Origin of the sequence: Variovorax palleresanus, from assembly GCF_051144945.1 — a bacterium.
GTDB classification, from domain to species: domain Bacteria; phylum Pseudomonadota; class Gammaproteobacteria; order Burkholderiales; family Burkholderiaceae_C; genus Variovorax; species Variovorax paradoxus_S.
On record NZ_JBJNVP010000001.1, the window covers coordinates 248,880 to 273,158 of the forward strand.

The 24,279-nt window shown below is 68.1% G+C and carries 21 protein-coding genes; 11 read left to right on the forward strand and 10 right to left on the reverse strand.

What is annotated here, in order from left to right; genetic code table 11:
- Positions 1-16 precede the first annotated feature (16 nt).
- Positions 17-898, reverse strand: coding sequence for a LysR family transcriptional regulator (locus ACJ7Z0_RS01135; protein ID WP_434788283.1), 882 nt, complete (start codon positions 896-898; stop codon positions 17-19).
- Positions 899-1,001: 103 nt separating this feature from the next.
- Between ACJ7Z0_RS01135 and ACJ7Z0_RS01140 the strand changes: the two genes are divergently transcribed.
- Positions 1,002-1,937 (forward strand): NADP-dependent oxidoreductase, encoded by a 936-nt coding sequence (locus tag ACJ7Z0_RS01140; protein ID WP_434788284.1) that lies wholly within the window; start codon positions 1,002-1,004, stop codon positions 1,935-1,937.
- Positions 1,938-1,982: 45 nt separating this feature from the next.
- Positions 1,983-2,852, forward strand: coding sequence for an SDR family oxidoreductase (locus ACJ7Z0_RS01145; RefSeq protein WP_434788285.1), 870 nt, complete (start codon positions 1,983-1,985; stop codon positions 2,850-2,852).
- 90 nt (positions 2,853-2,942) lie between these two features.
- Here the strand turns inward: ACJ7Z0_RS01145 and ACJ7Z0_RS01150 are convergent, their stop codons facing one another.
- Positions 2,943-3,470, reverse strand: coding sequence for a MarR family winged helix-turn-helix transcriptional regulator (locus tag ACJ7Z0_RS01150; protein WP_434788286.1), 528 nt, complete (start codon positions 3,468-3,470; stop codon positions 2,943-2,945).
- Positions 3,471-3,580: 110 nt separating this feature from the next.
- On the opposite strand from ACJ7Z0_RS01150, the gene ACJ7Z0_RS01155 reads away from it, so the two are divergent.
- The gene (locus ACJ7Z0_RS01155) at positions 3,581-4,381 is read left to right on the forward strand and encodes an SDR family NAD(P)-dependent oxidoreductase (protein WP_434788287.1); all 801 of its coding nucleotides are present in this window, start codon (positions 3,581-3,583) and stop codon (positions 4,379-4,381) included.
- 67 nt (positions 4,382-4,448) lie between these two features.
- Positions 4,449-5,525 (forward strand): alkene reductase, encoded by a 1,077-nt coding sequence (locus ACJ7Z0_RS01160; protein WP_434788288.1) that lies wholly within the window; start codon positions 4,449-4,451, stop codon positions 5,523-5,525.
- Between the two features lie 25 nt (positions 5,526-5,550).
- On the opposite strand, the gene ACJ7Z0_RS01165 is transcribed toward ACJ7Z0_RS01160, so the two are convergent.
- The 8 genes from ACJ7Z0_RS01165 to ACJ7Z0_RS01200 all read right to left on the reverse strand — a co-directional run bounded on the left by ACJ7Z0_RS01165 (position 5,551) and on the right by ACJ7Z0_RS01200 (position 15,517).
- Positions 5,551-7,029, reverse strand: a complete 1,479-nt coding sequence (locus tag ACJ7Z0_RS01165) for an NAD-dependent succinate-semialdehyde dehydrogenase (RefSeq protein WP_434788289.1) — start codon at positions 7,027-7,029, stop codon at positions 5,551-5,553.
- A gap of 139 nt (positions 7,030-7,168) precedes the next feature.
- A complete protein-coding gene (locus tag ACJ7Z0_RS01170; protein WP_434788290.1) occupies positions 7,169-8,254 on the reverse strand; it encodes a tartrate dehydrogenase in 1,086 nt (361 codons plus the stop codon).
- Positions 8,251-9,912: an ABC transporter ATP-binding protein gene (locus ACJ7Z0_RS01175; RefSeq protein ID WP_434788291.1), complete on the reverse strand. Its 1,662-nt coding sequence runs from the start codon at positions 9,910-9,912 to the stop codon at positions 8,251-8,253. Before ACJ7Z0_RS01175 ends, ACJ7Z0_RS01170 begins: the two co-directional genes overlap by 4 nt.
- The gene (locus tag ACJ7Z0_RS01180; protein ID WP_434788292.1) at positions 9,912-10,817 is read right to left on the reverse strand and encodes an ABC transporter permease; all 906 of its coding nucleotides are present in this window, start codon (positions 10,815-10,817) and stop codon (positions 9,912-9,914) included. Before ACJ7Z0_RS01180 ends, ACJ7Z0_RS01175 begins: the two co-directional genes overlap by 1 nt.
- Positions 10,818-10,827: 10 nt before the next feature.
- Positions 10,828-11,784, reverse strand: a complete 957-nt coding sequence (locus ACJ7Z0_RS01185; RefSeq protein ID WP_434788293.1) for an ABC transporter permease — start codon at positions 11,782-11,784, stop codon at positions 10,828-10,830.
- Between the two features lie 40 nt (positions 11,785-11,824).
- On the reverse strand, positions 11,825-13,447 hold the full coding sequence (locus ACJ7Z0_RS01190; protein WP_434788294.1) for an ABC transporter substrate-binding protein: 1,623 nt from the start codon (positions 13,445-13,447) through the stop codon (positions 11,825-11,827).
- Between the two features lie 84 nt (positions 13,448-13,531).
- Entirely contained in the window at positions 13,532-14,824 is a 1,293-nt protein-coding gene (locus ACJ7Z0_RS01195; RefSeq protein ID WP_434788295.1) for an NAD(P)/FAD-dependent oxidoreductase, read from the reverse strand.
- A gap of 27 nt (positions 14,825-14,851) precedes the next feature.
- Positions 14,852-15,517, reverse strand: coding sequence for a haloacid dehalogenase type II (locus ACJ7Z0_RS01200; protein ID WP_431121571.1), 666 nt, complete (start codon positions 15,515-15,517; stop codon positions 14,852-14,854).
- A 513-nt stretch (positions 15,518-16,030) separates the two neighbouring features.
- Between ACJ7Z0_RS01200 and ACJ7Z0_RS01205 the strand changes: the two genes are divergently transcribed.
- The 7 genes from ACJ7Z0_RS01205 to ACJ7Z0_RS01235 all read left to right on the forward strand — a co-directional run bounded on the left by ACJ7Z0_RS01205 (position 16,031) and on the right by ACJ7Z0_RS01235 (position 24,134).
- Positions 16,031-16,909, forward strand: a complete 879-nt coding sequence (locus ACJ7Z0_RS01205; RefSeq protein ID WP_434788296.1) for a GNAT family N-acetyltransferase — start codon at positions 16,031-16,033, stop codon at positions 16,907-16,909.
- Between the two features lie 8 nt (positions 16,910-16,917).
- Positions 16,918-17,853: a 2-hydroxyacid dehydrogenase gene (locus ACJ7Z0_RS01210; protein ID WP_434788297.1), complete on the forward strand. Its 936-nt coding sequence runs from the start codon at positions 16,918-16,920 to the stop codon at positions 17,851-17,853.
- Positions 17,854-17,918: 65 nt separating this feature from the next.
- Positions 17,919-18,275 (forward strand): DUF2946 family protein, encoded by a 357-nt coding sequence (locus ACJ7Z0_RS01215; RefSeq protein WP_434788298.1) that lies wholly within the window; start codon positions 17,919-17,921, stop codon positions 18,273-18,275.
- Between the two features lie 140 nt (positions 18,276-18,415).
- Complete coding sequence (locus tag ACJ7Z0_RS01220) at positions 18,416-20,572, forward strand: TonB-dependent siderophore receptor (RefSeq protein ID WP_434788299.1); 2,157 nt, start codon at positions 18,416-18,418, stop codon at positions 20,570-20,572.
- A gap of 18 nt (positions 20,573-20,590) precedes the next feature.
- Positions 20,591-21,355 carry an ABC transporter ATP-binding protein gene (locus tag ACJ7Z0_RS01225; protein WP_434788300.1) on the forward strand — a complete coding sequence of 255 codons (765 nt, stop codon included), beginning with the start codon at positions 20,591-20,593 and terminating at the stop codon, positions 21,353-21,355.
- On the forward strand, positions 21,352-22,779 hold the full coding sequence (locus ACJ7Z0_RS01230) for an ABC transporter permease (RefSeq protein ID WP_434788301.1): 1,428 nt from the start codon (positions 21,352-21,354) through the stop codon (positions 22,777-22,779). Before ACJ7Z0_RS01225 ends, ACJ7Z0_RS01230 begins: the two co-directional genes overlap by 4 nt.
- Positions 22,776-24,134: an ABC transporter permease gene (locus tag ACJ7Z0_RS01235; RefSeq protein ID WP_434788302.1), complete on the forward strand. Its 1,359-nt coding sequence runs from the start codon at positions 22,776-22,778 to the stop codon at positions 24,132-24,134. The genes ACJ7Z0_RS01230 and ACJ7Z0_RS01235 overlap by 4 nt, the downstream gene beginning before the upstream one ends.
- The last annotated feature ends 145 nt before the right edge of the window (positions 24,135-24,279 follow it).

Sequence of the window (24,279 nt, forward strand, 5' to 3'; positions counted from 1 at the left end):
AGGCGTTGCCGGTCTTCTAGCCGTTCAATACGAGAGACCCGTGCGGATACTGCGCGCACATGAATTCGACGAACGCCCGAACCTTCGGCGCGGGAAGCCGCCTCGATGTATGCAGGACCCAGAGCGCGGGCTCCCCGCCCGACACCATGCCCCACTGAACCAGCTCTCCGCGCGTCAACTGGTTCCACGCGATGGACTGCGGTATCAGCGCGGCGCCGGCGCCCGCGACCGCGGCGTCGCGAATCATCAGGAACGATGACAGTCTGAGCCTGGGGATCGGCTCCACGACAAGGCGTCCGTCATCGAGCGTCCAATTGCCGGCTTGAAAGTTGGTTGAAACGATGCCGGGAACCGGGCTGACCTTGCCCTTGCCTGGCTTTGGCACGGGCACGGAGGGCGCCGCCACGACCACCAGCCGGTCCTTGGCGAAGCACCGGCCCACCAGGCTGCTGTCGGGGCTTGGATTGATCCGGATCGCGGCGTCGAACTGCTCCTCGACGAGGTCGACCAGGCGATCGTCCGCCACCACCTCGCACGTGACCTCGGGGTAAGCCGCGCAGAACCCGGCGCAGATGCGTCCCATCGCCAGCTGGGAGAACAGCACCGGCGAGGCGACACGCAAACGCCCGCGCGGAACCGACAAGCCCTCGCGCGCGGAAGTCATGGCTTCGGCCACCTCGTGCATGGGCCCTTCGGTGCGATCCATCAGCATCTGGCCGGCTTCCGTGAGCTTGAGTCCGCGGGCGCTGCGCTCGATGAGTCGCACGCCGAGTTGCTCTTCCAGGTCCGCGATGCGCCGGGACAGGGTCGCCTTCGATCTCCCGCTCGCGCGGCTTGCCTTTCCGAGGCCGCCATTCGCTGCGACCAGTGCGAAGTCGTTCAATGCGTTCAGGTCCATGTGTTCCGTATTTGAAACGAGGTGTCTTCATTTTTGCATCTTCGTTTTATCGATGCAACGAACTATCTTCTCCTCATCGCAACTTCGATGAGAGGAAATTGAAATGACCACCACGCAACGCGCCGTGCTGATCCGCGCCTATGGCGGTGTGGCCGCCGCCGAGTTCGCCGAGATCGCGAAGCCCGCAGCCGGACCGGGCCAGGTCCTGGTCCGCGTTCGGGCCGCGGGTGTGAACGGCATCGACTGGAAAGTCCGTGAAGGCTTCGTCCGGGAGGCTTTCCCGCTTCAACTGCCCGCCGTGCTGGGGATCGAGCTTGCGGGTGTCGTCGAGGCGGTCGGCCCCGACGCCTCGCGCTTTCGCGTGGGCGATCGCGTCATGGGTCCGCTTGGCGGCCTGGGTGCCTATGCCGATTTCGTGGCAGTCGACGAAGCGAACCTGGTGCGCACGCCGCAAGGCCTCAACGACGTTCATGCGGCCGGCATCCCCGTGGCAGCCGTGGCCGCCTGGCAAAGCTTGCACCACGCGGGTCCGATCGTCGCGGGTCAGCGAATCTTGATCCACGGTGCAGCGGGAGGGCTGGGCGGCTATGCCGTGCAGTACGCCAAGCGGGCGGGCGCCGAAGTCTTCGCCACGGCGTCGACCGCGCACGTCGAGTACGTGCGCAGCCTGGGCGCGAACCACGTCATCGACTACCAGACCGAACGCTTCGAATCGGTCGCGCGGGACATCGACCTGGTGCTCGACTACGTGGGCGGCGAAGTGCTCGATCGCTCGTGGCAGGTGCTGACGGAAGACGGTGCGATCGTCGGCACATCCTCGCCCGACATCCTTGCCCGCACGCCCCCCGGCCGCCGCGGACTGTGGTTCATGAACAAGCCGGACGCAGCCCTCCTGGAACGGCTGGCGGCGGAGATCGCCCAAGGCACGCTGATCTCCAAGCTCGGCGAAGTCGTGGGCTTCGACGACATCCCCGCGGCCATCGAACGCAATCGCACCGACCCTCGCATCGGCAAGGTCGTCGCGGACTTCTCGCGCTGATCGACCCCTGCCCCTTTTTTACCCATCTAACCCTGGAGATTTTCCATGAGCATTCTCGTCACAGGTGCCACCGGCACCATTGGTTCCCTCGTCGTCCAAGGCCTGGCCACTGCCGGCGCCGAAGTCAGCGCCTTCGTTCGCACACCTGGAAAGCAACGCTTCCCGGCGGGTGTCAAGGAGGTCGTCGGCGACCTGACCGACGTGCCCTCATTGCGCGCGGCACTCTCATCGGTGCGCACGCTGTTCCTGCTGAACGCCGTCACGCCCGACGAAGTGACCCAAGCCCTCGTCGCGCTGAACCTGGCCCGCGAGGCTGGCATCGAGCGCATCGTCTATCTGTCGGTCATCCATGCGGACAAGTTCACCGACGTGCCGCACTTCACCGGCAAGCACACGGTCGAGCGAATGATCGAGAGCCAGGGCATTCCCGCGACCATTCTTCGGCCGGCCTACTTCATGCAGAACGAGCGCATGGTCCAGCAGGTGATCCAGGGCTATGGCGTCTATCCGATGCCAATCGGCTCCACGGGCGTCGCGATGATCGATGCGCGAGACATCGCGGATGTCGCCGTCGCCGAACTGCTGCGCCGCGACCGCGCGCCCGCGCCGTCGCCGCGCGTGACGCTGGAGCTGGTCGGGCCCGAGCGGTTGACCGGAGCGTCGGTGGCCAGGATCTGGAGCGCCGCGCTCGGTCGCGAAGTGGCTTACGGCGGGGACGACGTGGCGGCCTTCGAAACACAGATGGCCGCGCAGGGGCCATCCTGGCTGGCCTACGACATGCGCCTGATGATGGCCGGGATCCAGAAGTTCGGCATGCACGGTGCGGAGGGAGCAGCGGACCGCCTGCAGGCCATGCTCGGGCGTCCGCTTCGCAAGTACGGCGACTTCGTCAAGGAGGCCGTTGCCGCGTCGTAAGGCTGCGCGGGGCTCCATCGCCGTCGCCATCCGCGTCGACAGGGCGGGCGTCCGAGGAGCCCTGTTTGCGCTCGCTGGGTGCGGCGGAGGTCATCGAGCCTTGTATGCGGCCAGAAACGCATCAGAAGCCACCTGATCGGCCAGGGCCCTCAACTTCGCAGCCGAGTCGGGACCCAGCACGGCCTCCACCCGGTCGTTGGCTGCAGCCCAGTGCGCAACAGCTTTTGACAGCCTGGCTTTGCCAAGCGGAGTGAGAACGCCGTGCTTGGTCCGCCGGTCCTTGGCGTCCTGGCGCAGCTCGACCATGCCGTCGCGCACCAGCGGCCGCAGCGCATGGGTCAGGGCCGAGAGCTGGATCGCGAGCCGGCTCGCCAGGTCCTGCAGTGCGGGTCCTTGCTGATCAGGCCCGGTGAGCTTGTGTATTTCTGCCATGAGCCCGAGCTGCGTGGCCTTGAGGTCCAGCGGCGCCAGCGCTTCGTCGTACAGCTGGCCGAGCCGCCGGGCCGCGAGGCGCAGTGCGGTGTTCGTGCAGACCCGTCCGCCAAGGATGTCCTGCTCATGTTCGGCGGGCTTGTTGCGGGTGCGCTTTGCATCGACAGGCGTGGTGGTGATTCCCATGATCAGAAAATGGTTGAGTGCCGAACCATCGGCAAGCGGCCGCGGATCAAACCTACATTTGAGCCCTCAACTTATTTGGTTGAGCACTCAATTTTATTCGAAGGCCATCAATGACAACTCCCAACTCCAACAAAGTCGCTCTTGTCACCGGGGCTTCCTCCGGCATCGGCGCCGTCTATGCGGATCGCCTCGCGGCACGTGGATACGACCTGATTCTGGTCGCCCGGCGCGCCGACCGCCTGGAAGCGCTTTGCGCGCAGGTTTCGAAGGCGCACGGTATCAAAGCCGAAGCGATCGTGGCCGATCTGACCCAGGACGAGGACCTGGCGCGGATCGAGACGATCCTGTCCACCAACGCCGACGTGCGCGTGCTGGTGAACAACGCCGGCATTGCGCGGCTCGGACCGGTGGCCCAGCGATCCGCGGGCGATGCGCTGTCCCAGATCGCCCTCAACATCACGGCGTTGACGCGCCTGAGCCAAGCGGTCGTGCCGGCCTTCATCGCGCGAAAAGAGGGGGTGATCATCAACATCGCTTCCGTGCTGGCCATCCATTCGCTCCCCATCAGCGCGGTCTACAGCGGCACCAAGGCCTTCGTGCTGCAGTACAGCCGGGGTCTGCAGGAAGAGCTGGCGGGAACCGGCGTGAAGGTCCAACTGGTCCTGCCGGCATCGACAGCCACCGAGATCTGGGATCTGTCGGGCGTGCCGTTGGCGGCCCTCAACCAAGACGCCTTGATGACGACCGAGCACATGGTCGATGCGGCGCTTGCGGGATGGGACCAGGGCGAAACGGTCACGTGGCCGTCCGTCGCCGATGCAGCGCTGTGGGGGAAGTACGAGGCCGCCCGCTCCGAACTGTTTGCCGCGACCCAGGTTGGAAAGCCGGCTCCGCGCTACCTCGTGGGCTGAGCCCACCAGGCCACCCCACGCCGTCCTTTATTTCTCTTTTCCCGCTCCATTTTTTTCAGGACAGCCCATGCTTTTCGACGCCTTCTCCCTGCGCGCCATTCCGCTCAAGAACCGTGCCGTGATGTCGCCGCTCACCCGCAGCCGCGCGGTCGACAACAACACGCCCAACAGCCTGATGGCCACCTACTACGCCCAGCGCGCGAGCGCCGGCCTCATCATCACGGAAGGCACCTCGCCGTCGCCCAACGGCCTCGGCTACGCCCGCATCCCCGGGCTGTTCAATGACGCGCAGGTACAAGGCTGGAAGCTGGTGACCGACGCAGTGCATGCCAAGGGCGGCAAGATCGTGGTGCAGCTCATGCACACCGGCCGCGTGAGCCACCAGGCCAACCTGCCGGCTGGCGCCGAAGTAGTGAGCTCTTCAGCGGAAACTTGCCCGGGCCAGATGTGGACGGACACCCAAGGCAGCCAGCCGCACACGCCGCCGCGCGCCATGACCGAGGCCGACATCCAGACCGCGGTCGGTGAGTACGCAACGGCCGCGCGCCTTGCCATCGAAGCCGGCTTCGACGGCATCGAACTGCACGCGGCCAACGGCTACCTGCTCGAGCAATTCCTGAACGCCAACGTCAACCGCCGCACCGATGGCTACGGCGGCACGGCCGAAGGGCGCAACCGGCTGGTGCTCGAAGTCGCCCGTGCGGCCGTGAAGGAGATCGGCGCCGAGCGCGTAGGCATCCGCCTGTCGCCGCATGGCGTGTTCAACGGTGCCGGCGCCTTCGAAGGCGTGGACGAACAGTACCTCGCGCTGGTGAAGGAGCTCTCCGCGCTCGGCCTCATGTACGTTCACGTGCTGGACCATTCGGCAATCGGGGCCCCACCGGTCCCGGCAAAGCTGAAGGTCGATCTGAGGGCGGCGTTCGACGGCCCCTTCATCCTCGCCGGCGGTCTCGACAAAGCCAGTGCACAACTGGCGCTGCGCGAAGGCCGTGCGGACCTGGCGGCCATGGGCAGGGCTTTCCTCGCCAACCCCGACCTCGTCGACCGCATGCGCCAGGACGCGCCGTTGAACGCGCCTGCGCCGGACACGTTCTACACGCCCGGCGCCAAGGGCTACACGGACTACCCGGCGCTTGCCGCTTAAGCGCCAAAGGGCGCTGCAACGAGGCTCAGAGGCCGCCTTGGCAGAGGTACTTGGTGTGCATGTAGTCGTCGAGACCGTGCACCGAGCCTTCGCGGCCGTAGCCTGATTCCTTCACGCCGCCGAAGGGCGCCGCCTCGGCGGCCAGGGCGCCTTCGTTGATGCCGACGATGCCCGATTCGAGCGCGTCGGCCACGCGCCAGATGCGGCGCACGTCGGTCGAATAGAAGTAGGCGGCCAGGCCGAAGGGCGTGTCGTTGGCGGCGGCGATGACCTCGGCCTCGGTGTCGAAGCGCGTGACCGGAACCACCGGTCCGAAGGTCTCTTCGCAGCTGCATTCCATGGTCGCGTCGGCGTTCACCAGCACCGTCGGTGCGTAGTAGTTGGGGCCGTCGCAGCGTGCGGAGCGCAGCCGTTCGCCGCCCACCACGACGCGTGCGCCTCGGGCCACGGCATCGCGCACGTGGCGTTCGATCTTGTCGACCGCGCGCGCGTTGATCATGGGCCCGATCTGCGAACCCGGGTCGGTGGCCGGGCCAACCTGGAGCGCCCCCACGCGCGCGGCCAGCTTGTCGACGAAGGCGTCGTGCACCTTGGCCTGCACGAACACGCGGTTCGGGCACACGCAGGTCTGGCCGCCGTTGCGGAACTTGGCGGCCATCAGGCCTTCGACGGCGGCATCGATGTCCGCATCCTCGAACACGATGAAGGGCGCGTTGCCGCCCAGCTCGAGCGACATCTTCTTGAGCGTGTCGGCCGAGGCGCGCGCCAGGTGCTTGCCGACCGGCGTGGAGCCGGTGAAGCTGATCTTGCGCACCCGCGCGTCGGCCAGCCACACGTCGACCACCTCGGGTGTGCGCTCGCGCGAGGCGGTCACGATGTTGAGCACACCGGCCGGCACGCCGGCTTCCTGGGCCAGCTTCACGAGCGCGAGCGAAGTCAGCGGCGTGTCTTCGGCCGGCTTGCAGACCACGGTGCAGCCCGCGGCCAGCGCGGGCGCGATCTTGCGGGCGATCATCGCGGCCGGAAAGTTCCACGGCGTGATCGCGGCGACCACGCCGACCGGCTCCTTCACCGCCAGCATGCGGCGGCCCGTGACGGGCGCGGGAATCACGTCGCCGTTGGCGCGCGTGGCTTCTTCGCCGAACCATTCGACGTAGCTCGCCGCATAGGCCACTTCGCCGCGGCCCTCGGCCAGCGGCTTGCCCTGCTCGCGCGAGATGAGGCGGCCCAGGTCTTCCTGGTGCGCCAGCATGAGGTCGTTCCAGCGCTTGAGAATCTGCGCGCGCTGCTTGGCCGGCACCGCGCGCCAGGCGGGGAAGGCGGCATGAGCGGCAGCGACCGCGGCACGCGCATCGGCGGCCGTGCCGTCGGGCACGCTGGCAAAGACGCCATCGGTGGCGGGGTCGGTCACGTCGAGGCGTCGGCCATCGCTGGCTTCGCGCCATTCGGCGCCGATGAGTTGGCGGCCGGGCAGCAGGTCCTGGCGTTCAAGTGTCAGAGTCATGGTCGATTCAGGGTTCGTTGAGTTCGGTAAGGAGGTCCCTTCCAGGAACACCGCGGAACCGGCTTTGCCGGGCCGCTGGTGTTGCCCCCGGAGAGGGGGGTGGCGTAGCGACACGAAGTGCGCGAAGCCTGGGGGTGAGTCAATTCGCAACGCGTTCGGCAATCGCGATGCCCACGTCGGTGGTCGAAGCCGTGCCGCCCAGGTCGCGCGTGCGCGGTCCGTCGCGCAGCACCGCCTCGATGGCGCCAAGGATGGCGTCGTGCGCAGCGCGGCCGGCGCCCTGTCCCTGCGTAAGAAAGTCCAGCATCAGCGCGCCCGACCAGATCATGGCGATCGGGTTGGCGATGTTCTGGCCGTAGATGTCGGGCGCCGAGCCGTGCACGGGCTCGAACAGCGACGGAAACTTGCGGTCGGGGTTGAGGTTGGCCGACGGCGCGAGGCCGATGGTTCCGGTGGTGGCTGGGCCCAGGTCGGAGAGGATGTCGCCGAACAGGTTGCTCGCCACCACCACGTCGAAGCGCGTAGGCTGCAGCACGAAGCGCGCCGACAGGATGTCGATGTGCTGCTTGTCGACCTTCACCTCGGGGTAGTCGCGGCCGATGGCGTCGGCGCGGCCGTCCCACCACGGCATGCTGATTGCGATGCCGTTGCTCTTGGTGGCCACCGTGAGGTGCTTGCGCGCGCGGCTGTCGGCAAGTTCGTAGGCGTAGCGCAGCACGCGGTCGGTGCCGTGGCGCGAGAAGACCGATTCCTGGATCACGATCTCGCGCTCGGTGCCTTCGTACATCACGCCGCCGAGCGAGGTGTATTCGCCCTCGGTGTTCTCGCGCACCACCAGATAGTCGATGTCGCCGGGCTTGCGGCCCGCCAGCGGGCAGGGCACGCCTTCGAACAGGCGCACCGGGCGCAGGTTGATGTACTGGTCGAACTCGCGGCGGAACTTGAGCAGCGAACCCCAGAGCGAAACGTGGTCGGGCACGGTCTCGGGCCAGCCGACCGCGCCGAAGTAGAGCGCGTCGACGCCGCGCAGCTGCTCCTTCCAGTCGTCCGGCATCATCTGGCCGTGCTCGGCGTAGTAGTCGCAGCTGGCCCAGTCGATGGTGCGGCAGTCGAGCTCGAAGCCGAAGCGCTCGGCCGCGGCCAGCACCACGCGCAGTCCCTCGGGCATCACTTCCTTGCCGATGCCGTCGCCGGCAATCAGCGCAATCCGGAATGTGGGGGTCATATCCGAGCCTCTCTGGTTGATGGGGCAACTGCTTTTGCCGATGCGGCCGCCGTGCGGTCCATGTCGTCCAGCCAGCCGCGGCGCAGCTCGGGCACGGAGCGCGCGAGCAGTTCGTAGTAGGGGTGATGCGGGCCGCGTGCGTAGTCGGCGCGTGCCACCTGCGAGAGCTTGCGCCCATGCTGCATCACGACGATCTCGTCGCACACCGAGCGCACGGTGTGCAGGTCGTGGCTGATGAAGAGGTAGGACACGCCGAGCTCGCGCCGCAGCTCGGCCATGAGGTCGAGCACGGCCGCGGCCACGACGGTGTCGAGCGCGGAGGTCACCTCGTCGCACAGGATCAGGTCGGGCTCGGCCGCCAGCGCACGCGCCAGGTTGACGCGCTGCTTCTGCCCGCCCGAGAGCCCACCCGGCAAGCGGTCGGCCACCGTGCGCGGCAGCTTCACCAGGTCGAGCAGCTCGTAGATGCGCTGCTTGAGCGGCTCGCCGCGCAAGCCCTTGTAGAACTGCAGCGGCCGCGCCAGGATGCGCCAGATCGTCTGCGACGGATTCAATGCCGTGTCGGCCATCTGGAACACGATCTGGATGCGGCGCAGTTCGTCGGGGCTGCGCTGCTGCAGCGTGGGCTTGAGTTCGTGGCCGTCGAACATCACGCTGCCGTGGCAGGGCTTGAGCAGGCCCGCAACGGCCCGCGCCAGCGTGGTCTTGCCGGAGCCCGATTCGCCGATCACGCCGATGGCCTGACCGCGATAGAGCTTCAGGTTGATGTCCTCGAGGATCAGCTTGGCCGGTTGGCCCTTGGCGTCCACGGCGCCGTAGCCGCACGAAAGCTCGTTCACGTGAAGCAGCAGCGCGGAATCGCCCGAGGTCTGGCCCGAGGCGCGCACCGCGGGCCGCGCCGCCGCCAGCAGGCACTTGGTGTAGTCGTCCACCGGGGCCGAGAGAATCTGCTCGGTGGCGTTCAGCTCGCTCATCTTGCCGTTGCGAAGCACCAGGATGTGGTCGGCCATCTGCGCCACCACGGCCAGGTCGTGGCTCACATACACGGCAGTGGCGCGGCGCTCGCGCACCACGCGGCGGAAGGCGCGCAGCACTTCGATCTGCGTGGTCACGTCGAGCGCGGTGGTCGGCTCGTCGAGAATCACGAGGTCGGGGTCGCCGATCAGCGCCATCGCGGCCATGAGCCGCTGCAGCTGGCCGCCGGAGACCTGGTGCGGATAGCGTGCACCGATGGTTTCCGGATCGGGCAGAGCCAGTTCGCGGAACAGCTGCACCGCCTTCGCCTCGGCCTCGGCCCGCTTGCACAGGCCGTGGATGACGGTCGGCTCGACCACCTGGTCCATGATCGTGCGCGAGGGATTGAAGGAGGCGGCCGCGCTCTGCGCGATGTAGGAGACCGTGCGGCCGCGCAGCGAGCGCTGCCGCGTCGCATCGAGTGCCAGCACGTCGGTGTCGCCGATCTGCACCCGGCCGGCCGAGATGCGGCAGCCGCTGCGCGCATAGCCCATCAGCGCCAGCGCGGTGGTGGTCTTGCCGGAACCGGATTCGCCGATCAGCGCCAGCACTTCGCCGGGCTGGACGGAGAAGCTCAGGTTGTCGACCAGCGTGCTGCTGCCGGCCACGATGCTCAAACCCTGGACAGTGAGTGGTGCGCCCATCAACGTACTCCTCGTTCGCGCGCGGCACGGCCGGGCAGGTTGTCGATAACGAGATTGACCGCAATGGTCAGGCTCGCGATGGCGAGTGCCGGTACGATCACCGAGGCGCCGCCCATGGCCAGCGCGCCGATGTTCTCGCGCACCAGGGAGCCCCAGTCGGCGGCCGGCGGCTGGATGCCGAGGCCCAGGAAGCTCAGGCTCGCCAGCAGCAGCACGACGTAGACGAAGCGCAGCCCCAGGTCGGCCAGCATCGGGCCCAGGATGTTGGGCAGGATCTCGCGCAGCATGATGTAGAGCGTGCCCTCGCCGCGCGTGCGCGCCACGGTCACGTAGTCGAGTGCGTTGATGTTGACGGCCAGCGAGCGCGCCATGCGGTAGGCGCCCGGCACGTAGATGATGCCCGCCGTGACCACCAGCATCGGCACCGAGGAGCCGAAGCCCGCCACCATGATGAGCGCGAACATCTTGCTCGGGATTGCCGTGAGCGTGTCCAGGCCGCGGCTGAGCACCGCGTCGATCCAGCGGCCGCTGGCAGCGGCCAGCAGCGCCAGCGTGATGCCGGTTCCGCTGGCCAGCAGCGTGGCGAACAGCGCGACGCCGATCGTGTAGCGCGCCCCCTCGATGACGAGCGCCAGCATGTCGCGGCCGAGGTAGTCGGTGCCCAGCCAGTGCTTCGCGCTGATCGGCGCGAAGACGTTCGAGGTGCCCATGCCCGCCGCGCTGTGCGAGAGCAGCCAGGGGCCGAGCAGCGCGGCGAGCAGCCAGAACAGCAGCACCGCGAGGCCGAGCAGGCCGGTTGCGCCGAAGCCGCTGAGCCAGCGCAGCGAGCCGCCCCGGCGCTGTTGCGGCACTGGCGCGAGGGAAGCCGCGGCGCTCGCGACCGTTGGAGAGGTGGACGTTTCCATGGAGCTTCCTTCAGCGGTGCCGCAGCCGCGGGTTGGCGAGGATGCCGCAGATGTCGGCCGTCGTCACCAGGATCAGGTAGGCGCAGCAAAAGATCATGGCGCAGGTCTGCACCAGTGGCATGTCGCGCTGCGAGACGCCGTCGACCATCAGCTTGGCGATGCCGGGGTAGTTGAAGATGGTCTCGACGATGATCACGCCGCCGAGCAGGTACGACAGGCTCAGCGCCACGGCGTTGGCAATCGGCCCCACCGCATTGGGCAGCGCATGCGCCAGCACCATGCGCATCGGCGAGGCGCCCTTGAGCCGCACCATCTCGATGTAGGGCGCCTCGAGCTGGTCGATCACCGCAGCACGCGTCATGCGCATCATCTGCGCCACGATCACGCAGCACAGCACCAGCACCGGCATCGCGAAGGCGCGCAGCAGCTGGCCCAACGACTCGATGTCGTTGACGAAGGAGAGCGCCGGCAGCCAGCGCAGCTGGACCGCGAACACCAGCACCGCCAGCGTCGCGACCAGGAACTCCGGCACCGACACCACGCCCACCGCCGTCGTCGAGGCGGCGCGGTCGAACCATGAGCCACGCCAGACCGCCGAGGCGATGCCGAGCGTCAGTGCAATCGGCACCGAGAACAGGGCAGTGACGGCCGCCAGCAGCAGCGAGTTGGGCAGGCGGCTGGCGACCAGTTCGGACACCGGCATCTGCGTGGTCGCGGAGCGGCCGAGGTCGCCCCTCACCATGCCGAACAGCCACTTCGCGTAGCGTTCGGGCGCCGGCACGTCCAGGCCCATCTGGGCGCGCAACGCGGCCACCGCCTCGGGCGTGGCGTCCTGGCCGAGCTGCTCCTGCGCGGCATCGCCGGGCAGCACCGCGGTGATCGAGAACACGATCACCGACACCGCCAGCAGCGACAGAAGCGCCAGCGCGATGCGCTGGGCGAGAAGCTTCAGGATGACATGGTTCATTTCGGTGCTCCCAGGGGCGGGATGAGCGGCTGCGGGCGTGTCATGCCTCCAGCCATACGTTCTCGGCAAAGTTGTAGCCCATGAGGCCGCCCAGCGGGATGGGCGACAGGCCCTTGAGCTTGGACGTGTGGCCGTCCAGGCTCGAAAGGAACAGCGGAATGCCGATGCCGGCGTCCTGATGGATCATGGTCTGCATGTCGGCGTACATCTGCTTGCGCTTGGCCAGGTCGGTCTCGGCGCGCGAGGCCAGCAGCAGCTGGTCGAACTTGTCGCTCTTCCAGCGCGACTCGTTCCACGCCGCGCCCGACTGGAAGAACTGCGTCAGCAGCACGTCGGCGCTCGGGCGCGGATTGACGTTGCCGAAGCCCACGGGGCTGTTGAGCCAGTGGTTCGACCAGTAGCCGTCGGCCGGCATGCGCTTGATGTCGATCTCCAGCCCGGCGCGCTGCGCCGTCTGCTGCAGGAGCAGCGCCATCTCCACCGAGTAGAGCGCCGCGGGCGAAGCCACCATCGGCACCTTGCCGGTGATGCCGGACTTCTGCAGGTGGAACTTCGCCTTGTCCAGGTCGAAGGGGCGCTGCGGCAGGCCGGAGAAGTAGAAGCGGTTGGTCGGGTCGATGGGCTGGTCGTTGGCGACCACCGCGTAGTCGAGCGCAATGGTCTTCTTCATCTGCTCGCGGTCGAACAGGTGCTTCATGCCGAGCACGAAGTCCGGGTTGGCGCCGGGGCCCACGTCCTTGCGCATGATGAGGTCGGAGTACTGGCCGGACTGGGTGACCAGGATGCCGAAGCCGGGCGTGCCCTTCACGCGTTCCACCGAGCGCGGGTTGACCGAGCCGACCAGGTCCATGCCGCCCGACAGCAGCGCGTTGACGCGCGCGCTCTCGTCGCCGATGCCCACGAACTCGATCTCGTCGAGGTAGGGCTTGCCGGGCTTCCAGTAGGCGTCGTTGCGCACCATCAGCGAGCGCACGCCGGGCTTGAACTCCTTGAGCTTGAAGGGGCCGGTGCCGATGCCGGCGTTGAAGTCGGTGGTGCCTTCCTTGACGATGTGGAAGTGGAAGGTGCCCAGGATCACCGGCAGGTCGGCGTTCGGCGAGGTGAGCACGAAGGTGACCTCGTTGGCGCCGGTGGCCTTGGCGCTCTCGATCTGCTCGGCGAGCACCTTGGCTTTGGACGCGACAGCCGGGTCCTTGTGGCGCATGACCGAGAACACGACGTCGGCCGGCGCGAGCGCCTTGCCGTCGTGGAAGGTCACGCCCTTGCGCAGCGTGAAGACCCAGGTCTTGGCATCCTTCGTGGTGAAGGATTCGGCCAGCGCGGGCTGCGGCGTGAGGCTGGCGTCCAGCGAGGTCAGGCTGTTGTAGATCATGTTGCAGCGCGAGTAGTCGGTCTGGTTCGACTGCTTGGCCGGATCGAGCGTGTCGGTGGCGGCGGCCGTGGCGCCTGCCACCCGGATGCGCCCGCCCTTCCTTGGCGTCTGGGCATGGGCGGACACCGCCATGCCGGCGAGGCTGCCGGCCAGGGTGGCCTGCATGCCACCGGCCATCAGCATCGCGAGGATGTCGCGCCGCGAGGCGCCGCGTTTCAGCGAATCCATCACGCGAAGGCTTTCGCTGGGACCGACGAGGTTTTCGAACCTCTTGTTGCTGGTGTCGCTCATGGTGGGGTACTCCTGTGGGGCCGATGACTGAGGGTTGAAGAACAAACAAACACGGAACGAAAAGCGGGTGGACTCGCGCGGCGCTCAGGCCAGCTTGTCCTTGAGCGAGTAGTAAAGCCCGACCGCCGGCAGGAACCAGGGCGGTCCGAAGTGGCCGGGGATGGCGGGCCAGTCGCGGCCCTGCCAGGGGTTGGCGCGGGCGTCGCCGTTCATCACGGCGGCCATGCGCTCGCCCATGTGAACCGACATCTGCGTGCCGTGGCCGCTGTAGCCCATGGCGTAGTAGAGACCGTTGCGTTCGCCTGCGTGCGGCAGGCGGTCTTGCGTCATGTCGACCAGTCCGCCCCAGCAATAGTCCAGCCGCACGGCGCCGAGTTGCGGAAAAGTCTCGGCCAGCCCGGCGCGCAGGATCTCGCCGCTCGCGGCATCGGCCTGCGGGCTGGACACCGAGAAGCGCGCACGGCCGCCGAACACCAGCCGGTGGTCGGGCGTGAGGCGAAAGTAGTGATGGATGTTCGCGACCGTGGTGTAGGTGCGCCGGGCCGCGAGCAGCGCCTGCGCGCGCTCCGCGCCAAGCGGCTCGGTCACGACGATGAAACTGCCGATGGGCACGATGCGCCGGCGCAGCCAGCCGAAGCTGCCGTAGCCGCCGTGGCGCGTGGCGCCCGTGGCCAGCAGCACCTGCTGCGCCGTGACGGTGCCGCCAGCGGTGTGCAGCCGGTGCGCATGGCTTTGGCCCAGGCGTTCGATGCGGTTCACCGCGGTGCCGGTGTGGATCTGCGCGCCGTGGCGCTGCGCGGCCGCGGCCAGGCCCTGGGCGAAGCGGCCCATGTGCATCTGGCCGCTGCGCTTGTAGAGCAGCCCGCCGTGAAAGCGCTCGCTCTGCACCTCGCCGTGCACCTGCGCCGCATCGAGGATCTCGACGTCGGTGTCCACGCCATCGGCCACCAGGCGCTGCGCGCTGCGTTCGAGCGCGGCCATCTGGTTGGCGCGCGTGGCGAGCTTGAGCTTGCCGTGGCGCATGAAGTCGCAGTCGATGGCCTCGTCGCGCACCAGCCGCGCCACGGTGTCCACCGCGTCGTCGTAAGCGCGGTACCAGGCGCGGGCCTTCTCGATGCCGACCTTGGCCGCCACGTCGGCATAGTCCACGGCCAGCCCGTTGTTGACGTGGCCGCCGTTGCGGCCCGACGCCTCGGCCGCCACCCGGGTGCCGGCCTCCAGCACCGCGACGCTGGCGCCGCGCTTGGCCAGCGCCAGCGCCGCCGACAGGCCGGTGAAGCCGCCGCCCACGATCGCGACGTCGACCTGCGCCGGCAGTGCATGCACTGCCGGCGAGAAGGCCGGCGCGGAATCGGTCCAGTAGGAGTCGAGCTTCATGGCGTGGGGCGTTTCAATCTGGAAGGATCAGAGGCCGACGACGCCGGGCAGGCCGCCGATGTCCTGGATCTCGGTGTAGCGGTAGGCCGGGTTGCCCGGGCCATGGCCGCGATTGACGAACACCTTGTTGACGATGCCGATGTCGTCCGCCGACATCAGGTCGTAGCGCAGGCTCGACGACACGTGCAGCACGTCTTCAGGGTTGCAGCCGAGCGAGTCGAGCATGTACTCGAAAGCCTGCAGGCGCGGCTTGTAGGCTTGTGCCTGCTGCGCGGTGTAGACGCGGTGGAACGGTGCGCCGAGCATGGCCACGTTCTTCTGGATCTGGTCGTCCGAGGCGTTCGACAAAATCACCAGCGGGATTTCCTTGGCCACCTTGGCAAGGCCTGCCGCCACGTCGTCGTGCGGGCTCCAGGTGGGCACCGCGTCATAGATCTTCTGCGCGTCCAGGTCGAAGTACTGGATCTTCCATTTCTTGCAGAGGCGCCGCACCGCGTTCTTCAGCACCACCTCGTAGGGCTTCCAGTCGCCCAGCACCTCGTCGAAGCGATAGGCAGTGAAGTCGGCATGGAACTCGGCCATGCGCTCGGCCGGAACGCGGTCGGCGAAAAGGTCGGCGGCCATCTCCTTCATGCGGAACCGGGTGAGGGTGCCGTAGCAGTCGAAGGTCACGTATTTGGGACGAAAAGTCATGGTCTCTGATCCTGTGTAAAAGGTGGCAAATGCGACAAACTCACTACGAACACATTACGAAGCGATTGCAGCACGCTCCCGCTCGAGGTATGTAGGGAAAAACGGTGCTTGCCGAATCGAAGCTGCGGTTTGCGGGGGTGGCGACGGCATGCCGTGCGGTGTGCCCAGCGGGTGTGCGGCCATGCACCTCGGTGCGTCGCCGCAAAGTCGATGAGCACGCTTTTGAAGCGCAGATTGGCTTCGAACGCCCAGCACCCCCGGCCCTTGCCGAAGGAAGTTGAACGGATCGAAGGCTTGCATGGCGATAGGGTGCAGGAAGTGGCCGTCGATCCTAGGCAGGATGGCTCAGCATTTGTGTGCGTATGCGCCCGCCCCGCCGCAGCGAATTGCGAAACCGGGGCGCGCGGCAACCGAAGCTTGCAAGTTGCGAAAGAAGGTGAATTCGGTCTGGTGCGGCACCGCAATGTCGTCCAAGATGGATGCGCCATTCCTTCGCAACAGAGAGTTTTCCCCATGCCCGAACCCACTTCGAACGCACCCGCCATGGATGGCGTGGTGCTCAGACCGATGACGGCCGCCGACCTTCCACATGCGCATGCGCTGTCCGCCGAACTGCGCTGGCCGCACCGCCCCGCGGACTGGGAACAGGTGTTCGCGCATGCCGACGGCATTGCGGTCGAGCGCGACGGCGAGATCGTCGCCACCGGCCTGCGATGGCTCTGGGGCAAGAGCCACGCCACCATCGGCCTGGTGATCGTCTCGCCCGCCTGCCAGGGCCGCCGCATCGGGCACCGGCTCATGAGTGCGCTGCTTGAAGGGCTCGAGAACCGCACGGTGCTGCTGCATGCCACTTCGGAAGGGCGGGGACTGTACGAACGGCTCGGCTTTGTGCGCACCGGCGAGATGCGGCAGCACCAGGGCATTGCGCTGCCGGCACCGCTGATTGCGCTGCAGCCCGGTTGGCGCTTGCGGCCCGCGGGCCTCAACGAGTTGCCCGCGTTGCAGGCGCTGGACGCAGCGGCGCGAGGCATGCCGCGCGATGCACTGGTCGCCGAGCTGCTGCAAAACGCCGATGCCTGCGTGGTGCTCGACCACGACAACGAGCCGAAGGGCTTCGCCATGCTGCGGCGCTTCGGCCGCGGCCATGTCATCGGCCCGGTGGTCGCGCCCGACGCCGAGGGCGCGAAGGCGTTGATCGCGCATCTTGCGGGCCTGAATGCCGGCAACTTCACGCGCATCGACATCGACTTCGACAGCGGTCTGGCCGAATGGCTCGAGAGCATCGGCCTCTTGCGGGTGGATGCGCCGACGACGATGGTGCGCGGCGCACCGCTTGCCGTTCCTGCGCAAGGGCCTTCGCTGTTCGCGATCGTCACGCAGGCGCTGGGCTGAGGCGCACGATGGAAACCTCCACCTTTCTCTACAAGTCCGACCCCGTGCGCGGCCGCCAGTGGGCCGAGGTGTTCGGCCGCCACCGGCCCGACATCGACTTTCGCATCTGGCCCGACATCGGCGATCCGGCACGGGTGCGCTTTCTGGCGGCCTGGGTGCCGCCGGACGACCTGGCCGCGCGCTTTCCGAATCTCGACGTGCTGTTTTCCTCGGGCGCCGGTGTCGACCAGTTCGACTTTGCGGCGCTGCCGCCCGAATTGCCCGTGGTGCGCATGGTCGAGCCCGGCATCGTGCGCGGCATGGTCGAGTATGTGACGCACGCGGTGCTCGGCCTGCATCGCGACATGCCGCAGTACCGGCGCCAGCAGCAGGAAGGGCAGTGGAAGCCGCTGCCCGTGCGGCCCGCTGGCGAGCGGCGCGTGGGCGTGCTGGGGCTGGGCTCGCTCGGCCAGGCGGTGCTGGCGCAGCTGGTCTCGCTGGGGTTCGACTGCGCGGGATGGAGCCGCTCACGGCATGAAGTCGATGGCGTGCAGTGCCATGCCGGGGCCGACGAGCTGCCCGCCTTTCTTGCGCGCACCGACATCCTCGTGTGCCTGCTGCCGCTCACCGATTCGACGCGCGGCTTTCTCGATGCGAAGCTGTTCTCGATGCTGCCCCAGGGCGCGGGGCTGGTGCACGTGGGCCGCGGGCCGCACCTGGTGGAGCGCGACTTTCTGGACGCGCTCGCCAGCGGGCAGATCGGCGATGCGGTGCTCGACGTGACCGACCCCGAACCGCTGCCGCCCACGCATGCCTTCTGGCGCCATCCGCGCATCGAACTCACGCCGCACATCGCGAGCATGACGCAGCCGCTGAGCGCCGCCGAAGCCTTGCTCGACAACCTGCGCCGCTTTGAAGCTGGCGAGCCGATGGTCGGGCTTGTGGATCGCACGCGGGGCTATTGAATTGCCCTGGCTTCGACGGGGCAGGGCGGCCCCGAGGGTATGATCCCGGCCCTCCGACCCCCGCCATGTTTCTGCGCCGCGTACTGACCCGACTCCTGCTGCTGGCCGTGTTCTTCAACACGGTCATCGGCATGCCTGCGCACGAAGCCGTGCATCTCAAGGCAGAGGCCGCGGTGGCCGCACTGTCGGTCCCGCAGGCGAACGACGAGGCCGATGCCGCGGAGCATGGCCAGGAAGCCGATGGCGCGTGCGCGTGGTGCCTGGCCTACGCGCATCTGGGCACGGCGCTGAGCTCGCCACCGGCCGCGCATGCGCCCCCGGTGCATGCGGGTCTTCCACGGCCGCAAGCCCTGCTGGCCTTCGTCCCCAGCCCGGGCCATTGGCCTTTCGCCTCGCGCGACCCGCCTCGCCCCGTCGCCTGAACGCCGCCGTTGCGGCGGCAACTTCGCTCGCCCTGCAGTCCCGTCGCCCGGCGTGAAGTCACGCGCCACGGGCGGCGCGCGTCCGGCCCTTGCCGGGCTCGCCGCTGCGCCCCTCGTCTTGCCTTGCCCAGTCTCCCTCCATGATTTCCATCCAACGCTCGGGGCCCAGCGCGCCCCTTCCTCTGGCCTTCGCGGTCGCGGCCCTCTTCGCCGGCCCTGCGGCCGCCCAGTCTTCCGGTGCCGGCCCTGAGGCCGCCCAGTTGTCCACGATCGAAGTGGTCGGCCGCACCGAGTCGGGCGCCTATCACGCCGACGAGGCCGCCGGCGCCAAGACCGATTTGCCGCTGCGCGAGCTGCCCCAGTCGGTACGCGTCGTCTTGCGCCAGGCCATCGACGACCTGGGCGCGACCAGGCTCGACGACGTGCTCGACTACGTGGGCGGCGTCTCGCGCCAGAACAATTTCGGCGGCCTCTGGGACAACTTCGCCATCCGGGGCCTGCCCGGCAACGAGAACACCGGCATGGCCACGCTGCTGAACGGCTTTTCCTCGAACCGCGGCTTCAATGCCCCGCGTGATCTGGCGGGCGTCGAACGCATCGAATTCCTCAAGGGAACGGCGGCCGCTCTCTACGGCAGCAGCGAGCCCGGCGGAACGCTCAACATCGTGTCCAAGCGGCCGCTCTGGAAAGCGGCCCATTCCGTCGAAGGCTATCTGGGCAGCCACGGCCTCAAGCGCGGTGCGTTCGACAGCACCGGGCCGATCGGCGAGAACTTCGCTTACCGGCTCAACGTCGCCGCGGAAGACCGCGACAGCTTCCGCGACCATGTGAGCGCCCGGCGAGAAGTGATCGCGCCGGCTTTCACGTGGAAGCTCGGCCGCGACACCGTGCTGGAGTATTCGGGGGAATTCTTGCGGCACGCCACCCCGCTGGACCGCGGCGTGGTCGCGGTCGGCAACCGCCTGGGCGCCATCCCGCGCAGCCGCTTCCTCGGCGAGCCCGCGGATGGCGACGTGACGGTGGAGAACCAGACCCACCAATTCATCCTGTCGCACGAATGGAACTCCGCGTGGCGCAGTCGGCTGGGCCTGTCCTACCGCAAGACTTCGCTGAACGGGTTCTCGACCGAAGCGAGCGCGCTGGGCGCCAACAACGCGACCCTCGCGCGCCAGCGGCGCTTCCGCGACTTCGACTCGAACGACATTGCATTGCAGGCCGAGCTGCAGGGCACCATCCGGACTGGTGCCATCGAGCACGAACTGCTGTTCGGCCTGGAGAGCTTCCGCTTCAGCATGGACTCGATCATGCTGCGCGCCAACCCGACGGCCGCACGGCCCTATGCGATCGACATCTACAACCCCGTCTACGGCCAGTTCCAACCGGTTCCGGGCCGCAACACCGACACCCTCGAACACCAGCGCAACACCGCGTTCTACATGCAGGACGCAATCAAGCTCGCGCCCGCATGGCGCCTGGTTGCCGGCGTGCGCGTGGACAGCTACCGCCAGTCGCTCGAGAACCGCATCGCCGGCACCACGGCGCGCCAGGATCCGTCATCGACCTCGCCGCGCATTGGCCTGAGCTGGCTGCCGACGCCGCAATGGACCTTCTATGCGAACGCCGGCCGATCCTTTCGCCCCAACGTCGGTTCAGACGTTGCCGCCCAGGGCTTCGAACCGGAAACCGGACGCGCGCTCGAACTTGGCACCAAGTGGGAAAGCGCGGACCGGCGCATGGGCGCGACCGCCGCGGTGTTCGACATCCGCAAGCGCAACGTGCTCACGTCCGACCCGGTCAACACCGGCTACTCGGCCGCCGCCGGCGAGATCCGCAGCCGCGGCTTCGAATTCGATTTTGCCGGCCAGCTCACCACGAACTGGCGCCTCAACGCCAGCCTGGTGCTCAACGACGTGGAGATCACGAAGGACAACACGCTGGCAATCGGCGGCCGCCTGCTGAACGTTCCGAGGGTCAATGGCAGCGTGCTCGCGGTCTACGAGAACGCATTCGCCAACGGGCAGCGCTACGGCATCGGCGGGGGCGTCACGCATGTGGGCAAGCGCCTGGGCCAGGCCCGTACGCAGGCCGACGCCAACGCCGCAACGCCGTCTTTCGAGCTGCCGAGCTACACCACCGCCAAGCTGGTCGCCTACTGGCGCATCAACCCCGCGCTGCGCGTGACGCTGGACATCGACAACCTGTTCGATTCCACCTACTACGCCAGCTCCTACAGCCGCCTCTGGGTCACGCCGGGTACGGCGCGCACCATCACCGTCGGCTTGCAAGCCAAGTTCTGAGCGCGGGCGAATGCAATCATGAACTTGACCAACCTTCCATCGGCGCGCGCCACGGCCGCGCCTCATCCGGCCCTCGAAGCCGCCGGCGTGGTCGCCGGCTACGGCGGGCACACCATCCTGAACGGGCTGGACCTCAGGGTCGAAGCCGGTGAAATCTACGCGCTGCTGGGCGCCAACGGCGCCGGCAAGACCACCACGCTGAGCCTGTTCCTGGGCTTCGTGCAGCCCGCGCGTGGCCGCGTGCGCGTGAACGGCGCCGACCCTGTGGCCGACCCGACGTCCGCACGGCGCCAGCTCGCATACATCCCCGAGAACGTGGCGCTCTACGAGCACCTGAGCGCGCGCGAGAACGTGGCCTACCTGCTCGATCTCGCGGGCCAGCCCGCCAATGCGCAGGCGATCGACGAGGCCCTCGCATCCGCCGGCCTGGACGCTGCGGCGCACGGGCGGCGCGTTTCGGGGTTTTCCAAAGGCATGCGCCAGAAAGTGTCGATCGCGCTGGCGCTGGCACGCAAGGTGCCGGCGCTGCTGCTCGACGAGCCCACCTCCGGCCTCGACCCGCTGGCCACGGCCGAGTTCAACAGCCTGCTGGGACTGCTGCGTGCGCAAGGGGTGGCCATCCTCATGGTCACGCACGACCTGCTCAGCGCCGCCGACGTCGCCGATCGCATCGGCTTCATCGACGGCGGACGGCTGGTCGAGGAAGTCGCAGCGTCGGGCCCGGAGCGCTTCGACGTGCGGGCATTGCACCGGCGCTACGCTGGCCAGGAGGCGCACCGATGAGCGCGGTACTGCGCATCGCGCGCGAGGAATGGCGCCTGCTGCGGCGCGACCGCGTCGCCGTGCTCGGGTTGACGCTGCTGCTGCTGTTGTCGGCCGTGGCTGCATTCACGGCCTGGGAACAGCGCCGCACCACGGACGCCGAGCGCGCGCGCCACCAGGCGCGGGTGGATCACGAGTTCGAGGGCCAGCCCGACCGGCACCCGCACCGCATGGTGCACTACGGTCACTTCGTGTTCCGGCCGCTGAATCCGCTGGCGGCTTTCGATTCCGGAGTGGATGCCTATACGGGCCACACGCTCTTCCTCGAAGGCCATCGGCAGAACAGCGCCAATTTCGGCGACGTACGGCAGTCGTCGCTGCTGCTGCGCTTCGGCCAGCTCACGCCGGCATTCGTGCTGCAGGTGCTGGCACCATTGCTGCTCGTCTTCGTGGGCCATGCGGTCCTGGCACGCGAGCGCGAGTCGGGCACGCTGCGCATCCTGCTGGCCCAGGGTGTTCGAGCGCGAGAAATCGTGGCGGGCAAGCTGCTGGCCCTGAGCGGCGTGGCCGCGTTGGTGCTGCTGCCGGCGCTGCTGGCGCTGACCTGGATCGGCGTCGCAACGCCGGCACCCGCCAGCCTGGCAGTGGCGCTGGCGGCGGGCTACGGGTTGTGGTTGCTGATCTGGGCCGTCGGCATCGTCGGCCTGTCGGCATGGTTCGAGCGCGGGCGCGATGCGCTGGTGGCATTGCTGGCGGTCTGGGCGGTCAGTGTCGTGCTCGTGCCGCGCCTGGCGCCCGAACTCGTGGCCTCGACGCTGGCGCTGCCCATGCGCTTGGAGACCGACATTGCGGTGGCGCGCGACCTGGGGGCACTCGGCGACAGCCACGACCCCGACGACCCTTACTTCGCCGGCTTCAGGAAGCAGGTGCTCGCGCAGTACGGCGTCTCGAAAGTGGAAGACCTTCCCGTCAACTACAAGGGCCTGCTCGGCATGGAGGGCGAGCGGCTGACCAGTGCGCTCTTCGAGCGCTATGCCAACGCCAGCTTCGAGCGACAGGACGCACAGTTGCGCCGGGTCGACCGCTTTGCACTGCTGAGCCCGGTGATCGCGCTGCGCCGCCTCTCGATGGCGGCCGCAGGCACCGATCTGCAGAACTACCGCCGCTTCGTCGAGCAGGCCGAGCACCATCGCTATCGACTGGTGCAGGAACTCAACCGGCTGCAGGCCGAAAAGCTCAGCTACGCTGGCGACCGTTCCAGCCGCGACAGCCGCATCAGCCAGGCGCACTGGCACGATTTTGCCGACTTTCACTATGAAGCCGCGCGGCCCAGCGAGGCCCTGCGCCACGCGGCACCGGCCGCGGGTGTGCTGCTGCTTTGGCTGGCCGCGCTCACCGGCCTGTTGGCGCCGGCCACGCGCCGCCTGGGGAGGATCGCGCGATGAGCTGGCTCGCCCACGAATGGCGCCTGCTGGTGCGGTCACGACTGGTCCTGGTTGCGCTGGCATTGCTGTTGATATTGACGACCCTGGCTGTGCTGTCGGGCACGCGCGAGCTTGCGCGCCAGCAGCAGACGATTGCGCGCCTGGCCGAGCTGCAGCAGCACGATCTGGCGGCGCAAGCGCGCAAGTACACCCACGGCGGTGAAGCCGGCTCCGCCGCCTACTACACCTTCCACGGCACCTGGGATGCACCGTCTCCCACAGCCTTCCTCGCGCTCGGGCTGCGCGATGCCGCACCCTACGTGTTGCGCGTGCGCGCACTGGCGCTGCAGGCTCAACTGCACGAAGGCGAGAGTTTCAATCCCGAGCTGGCAGTGGCCGGACGCTTCGACTTCGCTTTCGTGCTGGTGTACCTGGCGCCGCTGTTTCTGATCGCCTTGTTGTACGACCTGGTGTCGGGCGAGCGGCGCTCGGGCCGGCTGGGTACGCTCCTGGCCATGCCGGGTGCCGGCCGCCGCCTGTGGCTTCGCCGTGCCGGCCTGCGCGCGGCGCTGGTTTTCGCTTGCCTCGTGCTGCCGGTGCTGGCCGGTGGCCTCTGCAGCGGCACCCCGATGACGGCCCTGACCACCGCGCTGCTGGTCACGGCGGCCTACCTCGCGGTCTGGAGCGGGCTGGTGCTGATCGTGGCAACGCGAAGCGGAAGTTCTGCCGCCAACGCAACGGCACTCATGGGCTGCTGGGCGGTGCTGACCCTCGTCCTGCCCACCATCGCCAACGCCGTGCTTGCGCGCGCGGTGCCTGTCCACCAGGGCGTGGAGCTGATGCTGGCGCAGCGCCAGGCCGTGCACGGCGCGTGGGACCTGCCGCCAGAGGCCACGATGGAGAAGTTCTTCCGCACGCACCCCGAATGGAAGCACACCGCACCACTGCCTTCGGGCTTTCACTGGAAGTGGTACTACGCCTTTCAGCAGCTCGGCGATGAGAGCGTGGCGCCGCAGGTGGCGGCTTACCGCGAAGGCTTGCTCGCGCGCCAGCGCTGGACCGCACGCCTGGGTTGGCTGCTGCCGGGCGTCGGCGCGCAAGCCGCGCTGCATCGCCAAGCCGATACCGATCTGCAGGCGCAACTCGCTTACCAGGATCGCATCGCAGATTTCCACGCGCGGTTGCGGGCCTACTACTACCCGTACTTGTTCAACGAAGTGCGCTTCGGTTTCGGCGACTTCGCCGCCCAGCCGCGTTTCAGCGCGCAGGCCAGGTCCGCGGAGACACCTGTGGGTCAGTTGCTGGGGCTCGGGCTGATGGGCATATTGGCCCTGGTTCTGGGTGTGGCCGCCACCGGTCGGGTGCGGCCGGTGTGAAGGCGCCCATGACCAATGCATGACGGCACGATCTGCTGTAGCGACTCGCACAACCGCAGTCTGCTTTGTGCAAGGCCCTCAATGCAGCACCCGTGCGAGGGGCATGCGGCCTAAGCTTTTGGACATCCAAAGGCCCGACTTCAGC

Excerpts from the sequence above, each read along its gene's own strand:
- ACJ7Z0_RS01135 (WP_434788283.1), bottom strand. The coding sequence starts at position 898 with ATGGACCTGAACGCATTGAACGACTTCGCACTGGTCGCAGCGAATGGC.
- ACJ7Z0_RS01140 (WP_434788284.1), top strand. The coding sequence starts at position 1,002 with ATGACCACCACGCAACGCGCCGTGCTGATCCGCGCCTATGGCGGTGTG.
- ACJ7Z0_RS01145 (WP_434788285.1), top strand. The coding sequence starts at position 1,983 with ATGAGCATTCTCGTCACAGGTGCCACCGGCACCATTGGTTCCCTCGTC.
- ACJ7Z0_RS01150 (WP_434788286.1), bottom strand. The coding sequence starts at position 3,470 with ATGGGAATCACCACCACGCCTGTCGATGCAAAGCGCACCCGCAACAAG.
- ACJ7Z0_RS01155 (WP_434788287.1), top strand. The coding sequence starts at position 3,581 with ATGACAACTCCCAACTCCAACAAAGTCGCTCTTGTCACCGGGGCTTCC.
- ACJ7Z0_RS01160 (WP_434788288.1), top strand. The coding sequence starts at position 4,449 with ATGCTTTTCGACGCCTTCTCCCTGCGCGCCATTCCGCTCAAGAACCGT.
- ACJ7Z0_RS01165 (WP_434788289.1), bottom strand. The coding sequence starts at position 7,029 with ATGACTCTGACACTTGAACGCCAGGACCTGCTGCCCGGCCGCCAACTC.
- ACJ7Z0_RS01170 (WP_434788290.1), bottom strand. The coding sequence starts at position 8,254 with ATGACCCCCACATTCCGGATTGCGCTGATTGCCGGCGACGGCATCGGC.
- ACJ7Z0_RS01175 (WP_434788291.1), bottom strand. The coding sequence starts at position 9,912 with ATGGGCGCACCACTCACTGTCCAGGGTTTGAGCATCGTGGCCGGCAGC.
- ACJ7Z0_RS01180 (WP_434788292.1), bottom strand. The coding sequence starts at position 10,817 with ATGGAAACGTCCACCTCTCCAACGGTCGCGAGCGCCGCGGCTTCCCTC.
- ACJ7Z0_RS01185 (WP_434788293.1), bottom strand. The coding sequence starts at position 11,784 with ATGAACCATGTCATCCTGAAGCTTCTCGCCCAGCGCATCGCGCTGGCG.
- ACJ7Z0_RS01190 (WP_434788294.1), bottom strand. The coding sequence starts at position 13,447 with ATGAGCGACACCAGCAACAAGAGGTTCGAAAACCTCGTCGGTCCCAGC.
- ACJ7Z0_RS01195 (WP_434788295.1), bottom strand. The coding sequence starts at position 14,824 with ATGAAGCTCGACTCCTACTGGACCGATTCCGCGCCGGCCTTCTCGCCG.
- ACJ7Z0_RS01200 (WP_431121571.1), bottom strand. The coding sequence starts at position 15,517 with ATGACTTTTCGTCCCAAATACGTGACCTTCGACTGCTACGGCACCCTC.
- ACJ7Z0_RS01205 (WP_434788296.1), top strand. The coding sequence starts at position 16,031 with ATGCCCGAACCCACTTCGAACGCACCCGCCATGGATGGCGTGGTGCTC.
- ACJ7Z0_RS01210 (WP_434788297.1), top strand. The coding sequence starts at position 16,918 with ATGGAAACCTCCACCTTTCTCTACAAGTCCGACCCCGTGCGCGGCCGC.
- ACJ7Z0_RS01215 (WP_434788298.1), top strand. The coding sequence starts at position 17,919 with ATGTTTCTGCGCCGCGTACTGACCCGACTCCTGCTGCTGGCCGTGTTC.
- ACJ7Z0_RS01220 (WP_434788299.1), top strand. The coding sequence starts at position 18,416 with ATGATTTCCATCCAACGCTCGGGGCCCAGCGCGCCCCTTCCTCTGGCC.
- ACJ7Z0_RS01225 (WP_434788300.1), top strand. The coding sequence starts at position 20,591 with ATGAACTTGACCAACCTTCCATCGGCGCGCGCCACGGCCGCGCCTCAT.
- ACJ7Z0_RS01230 (WP_434788301.1), top strand. The coding sequence starts at position 21,352 with ATGAGCGCGGTACTGCGCATCGCGCGCGAGGAATGGCGCCTGCTGCGG.
- ACJ7Z0_RS01235 (WP_434788302.1), top strand. The coding sequence starts at position 22,776 with ATGAGCTGGCTCGCCCACGAATGGCGCCTGCTGGTGCGGTCACGACTG.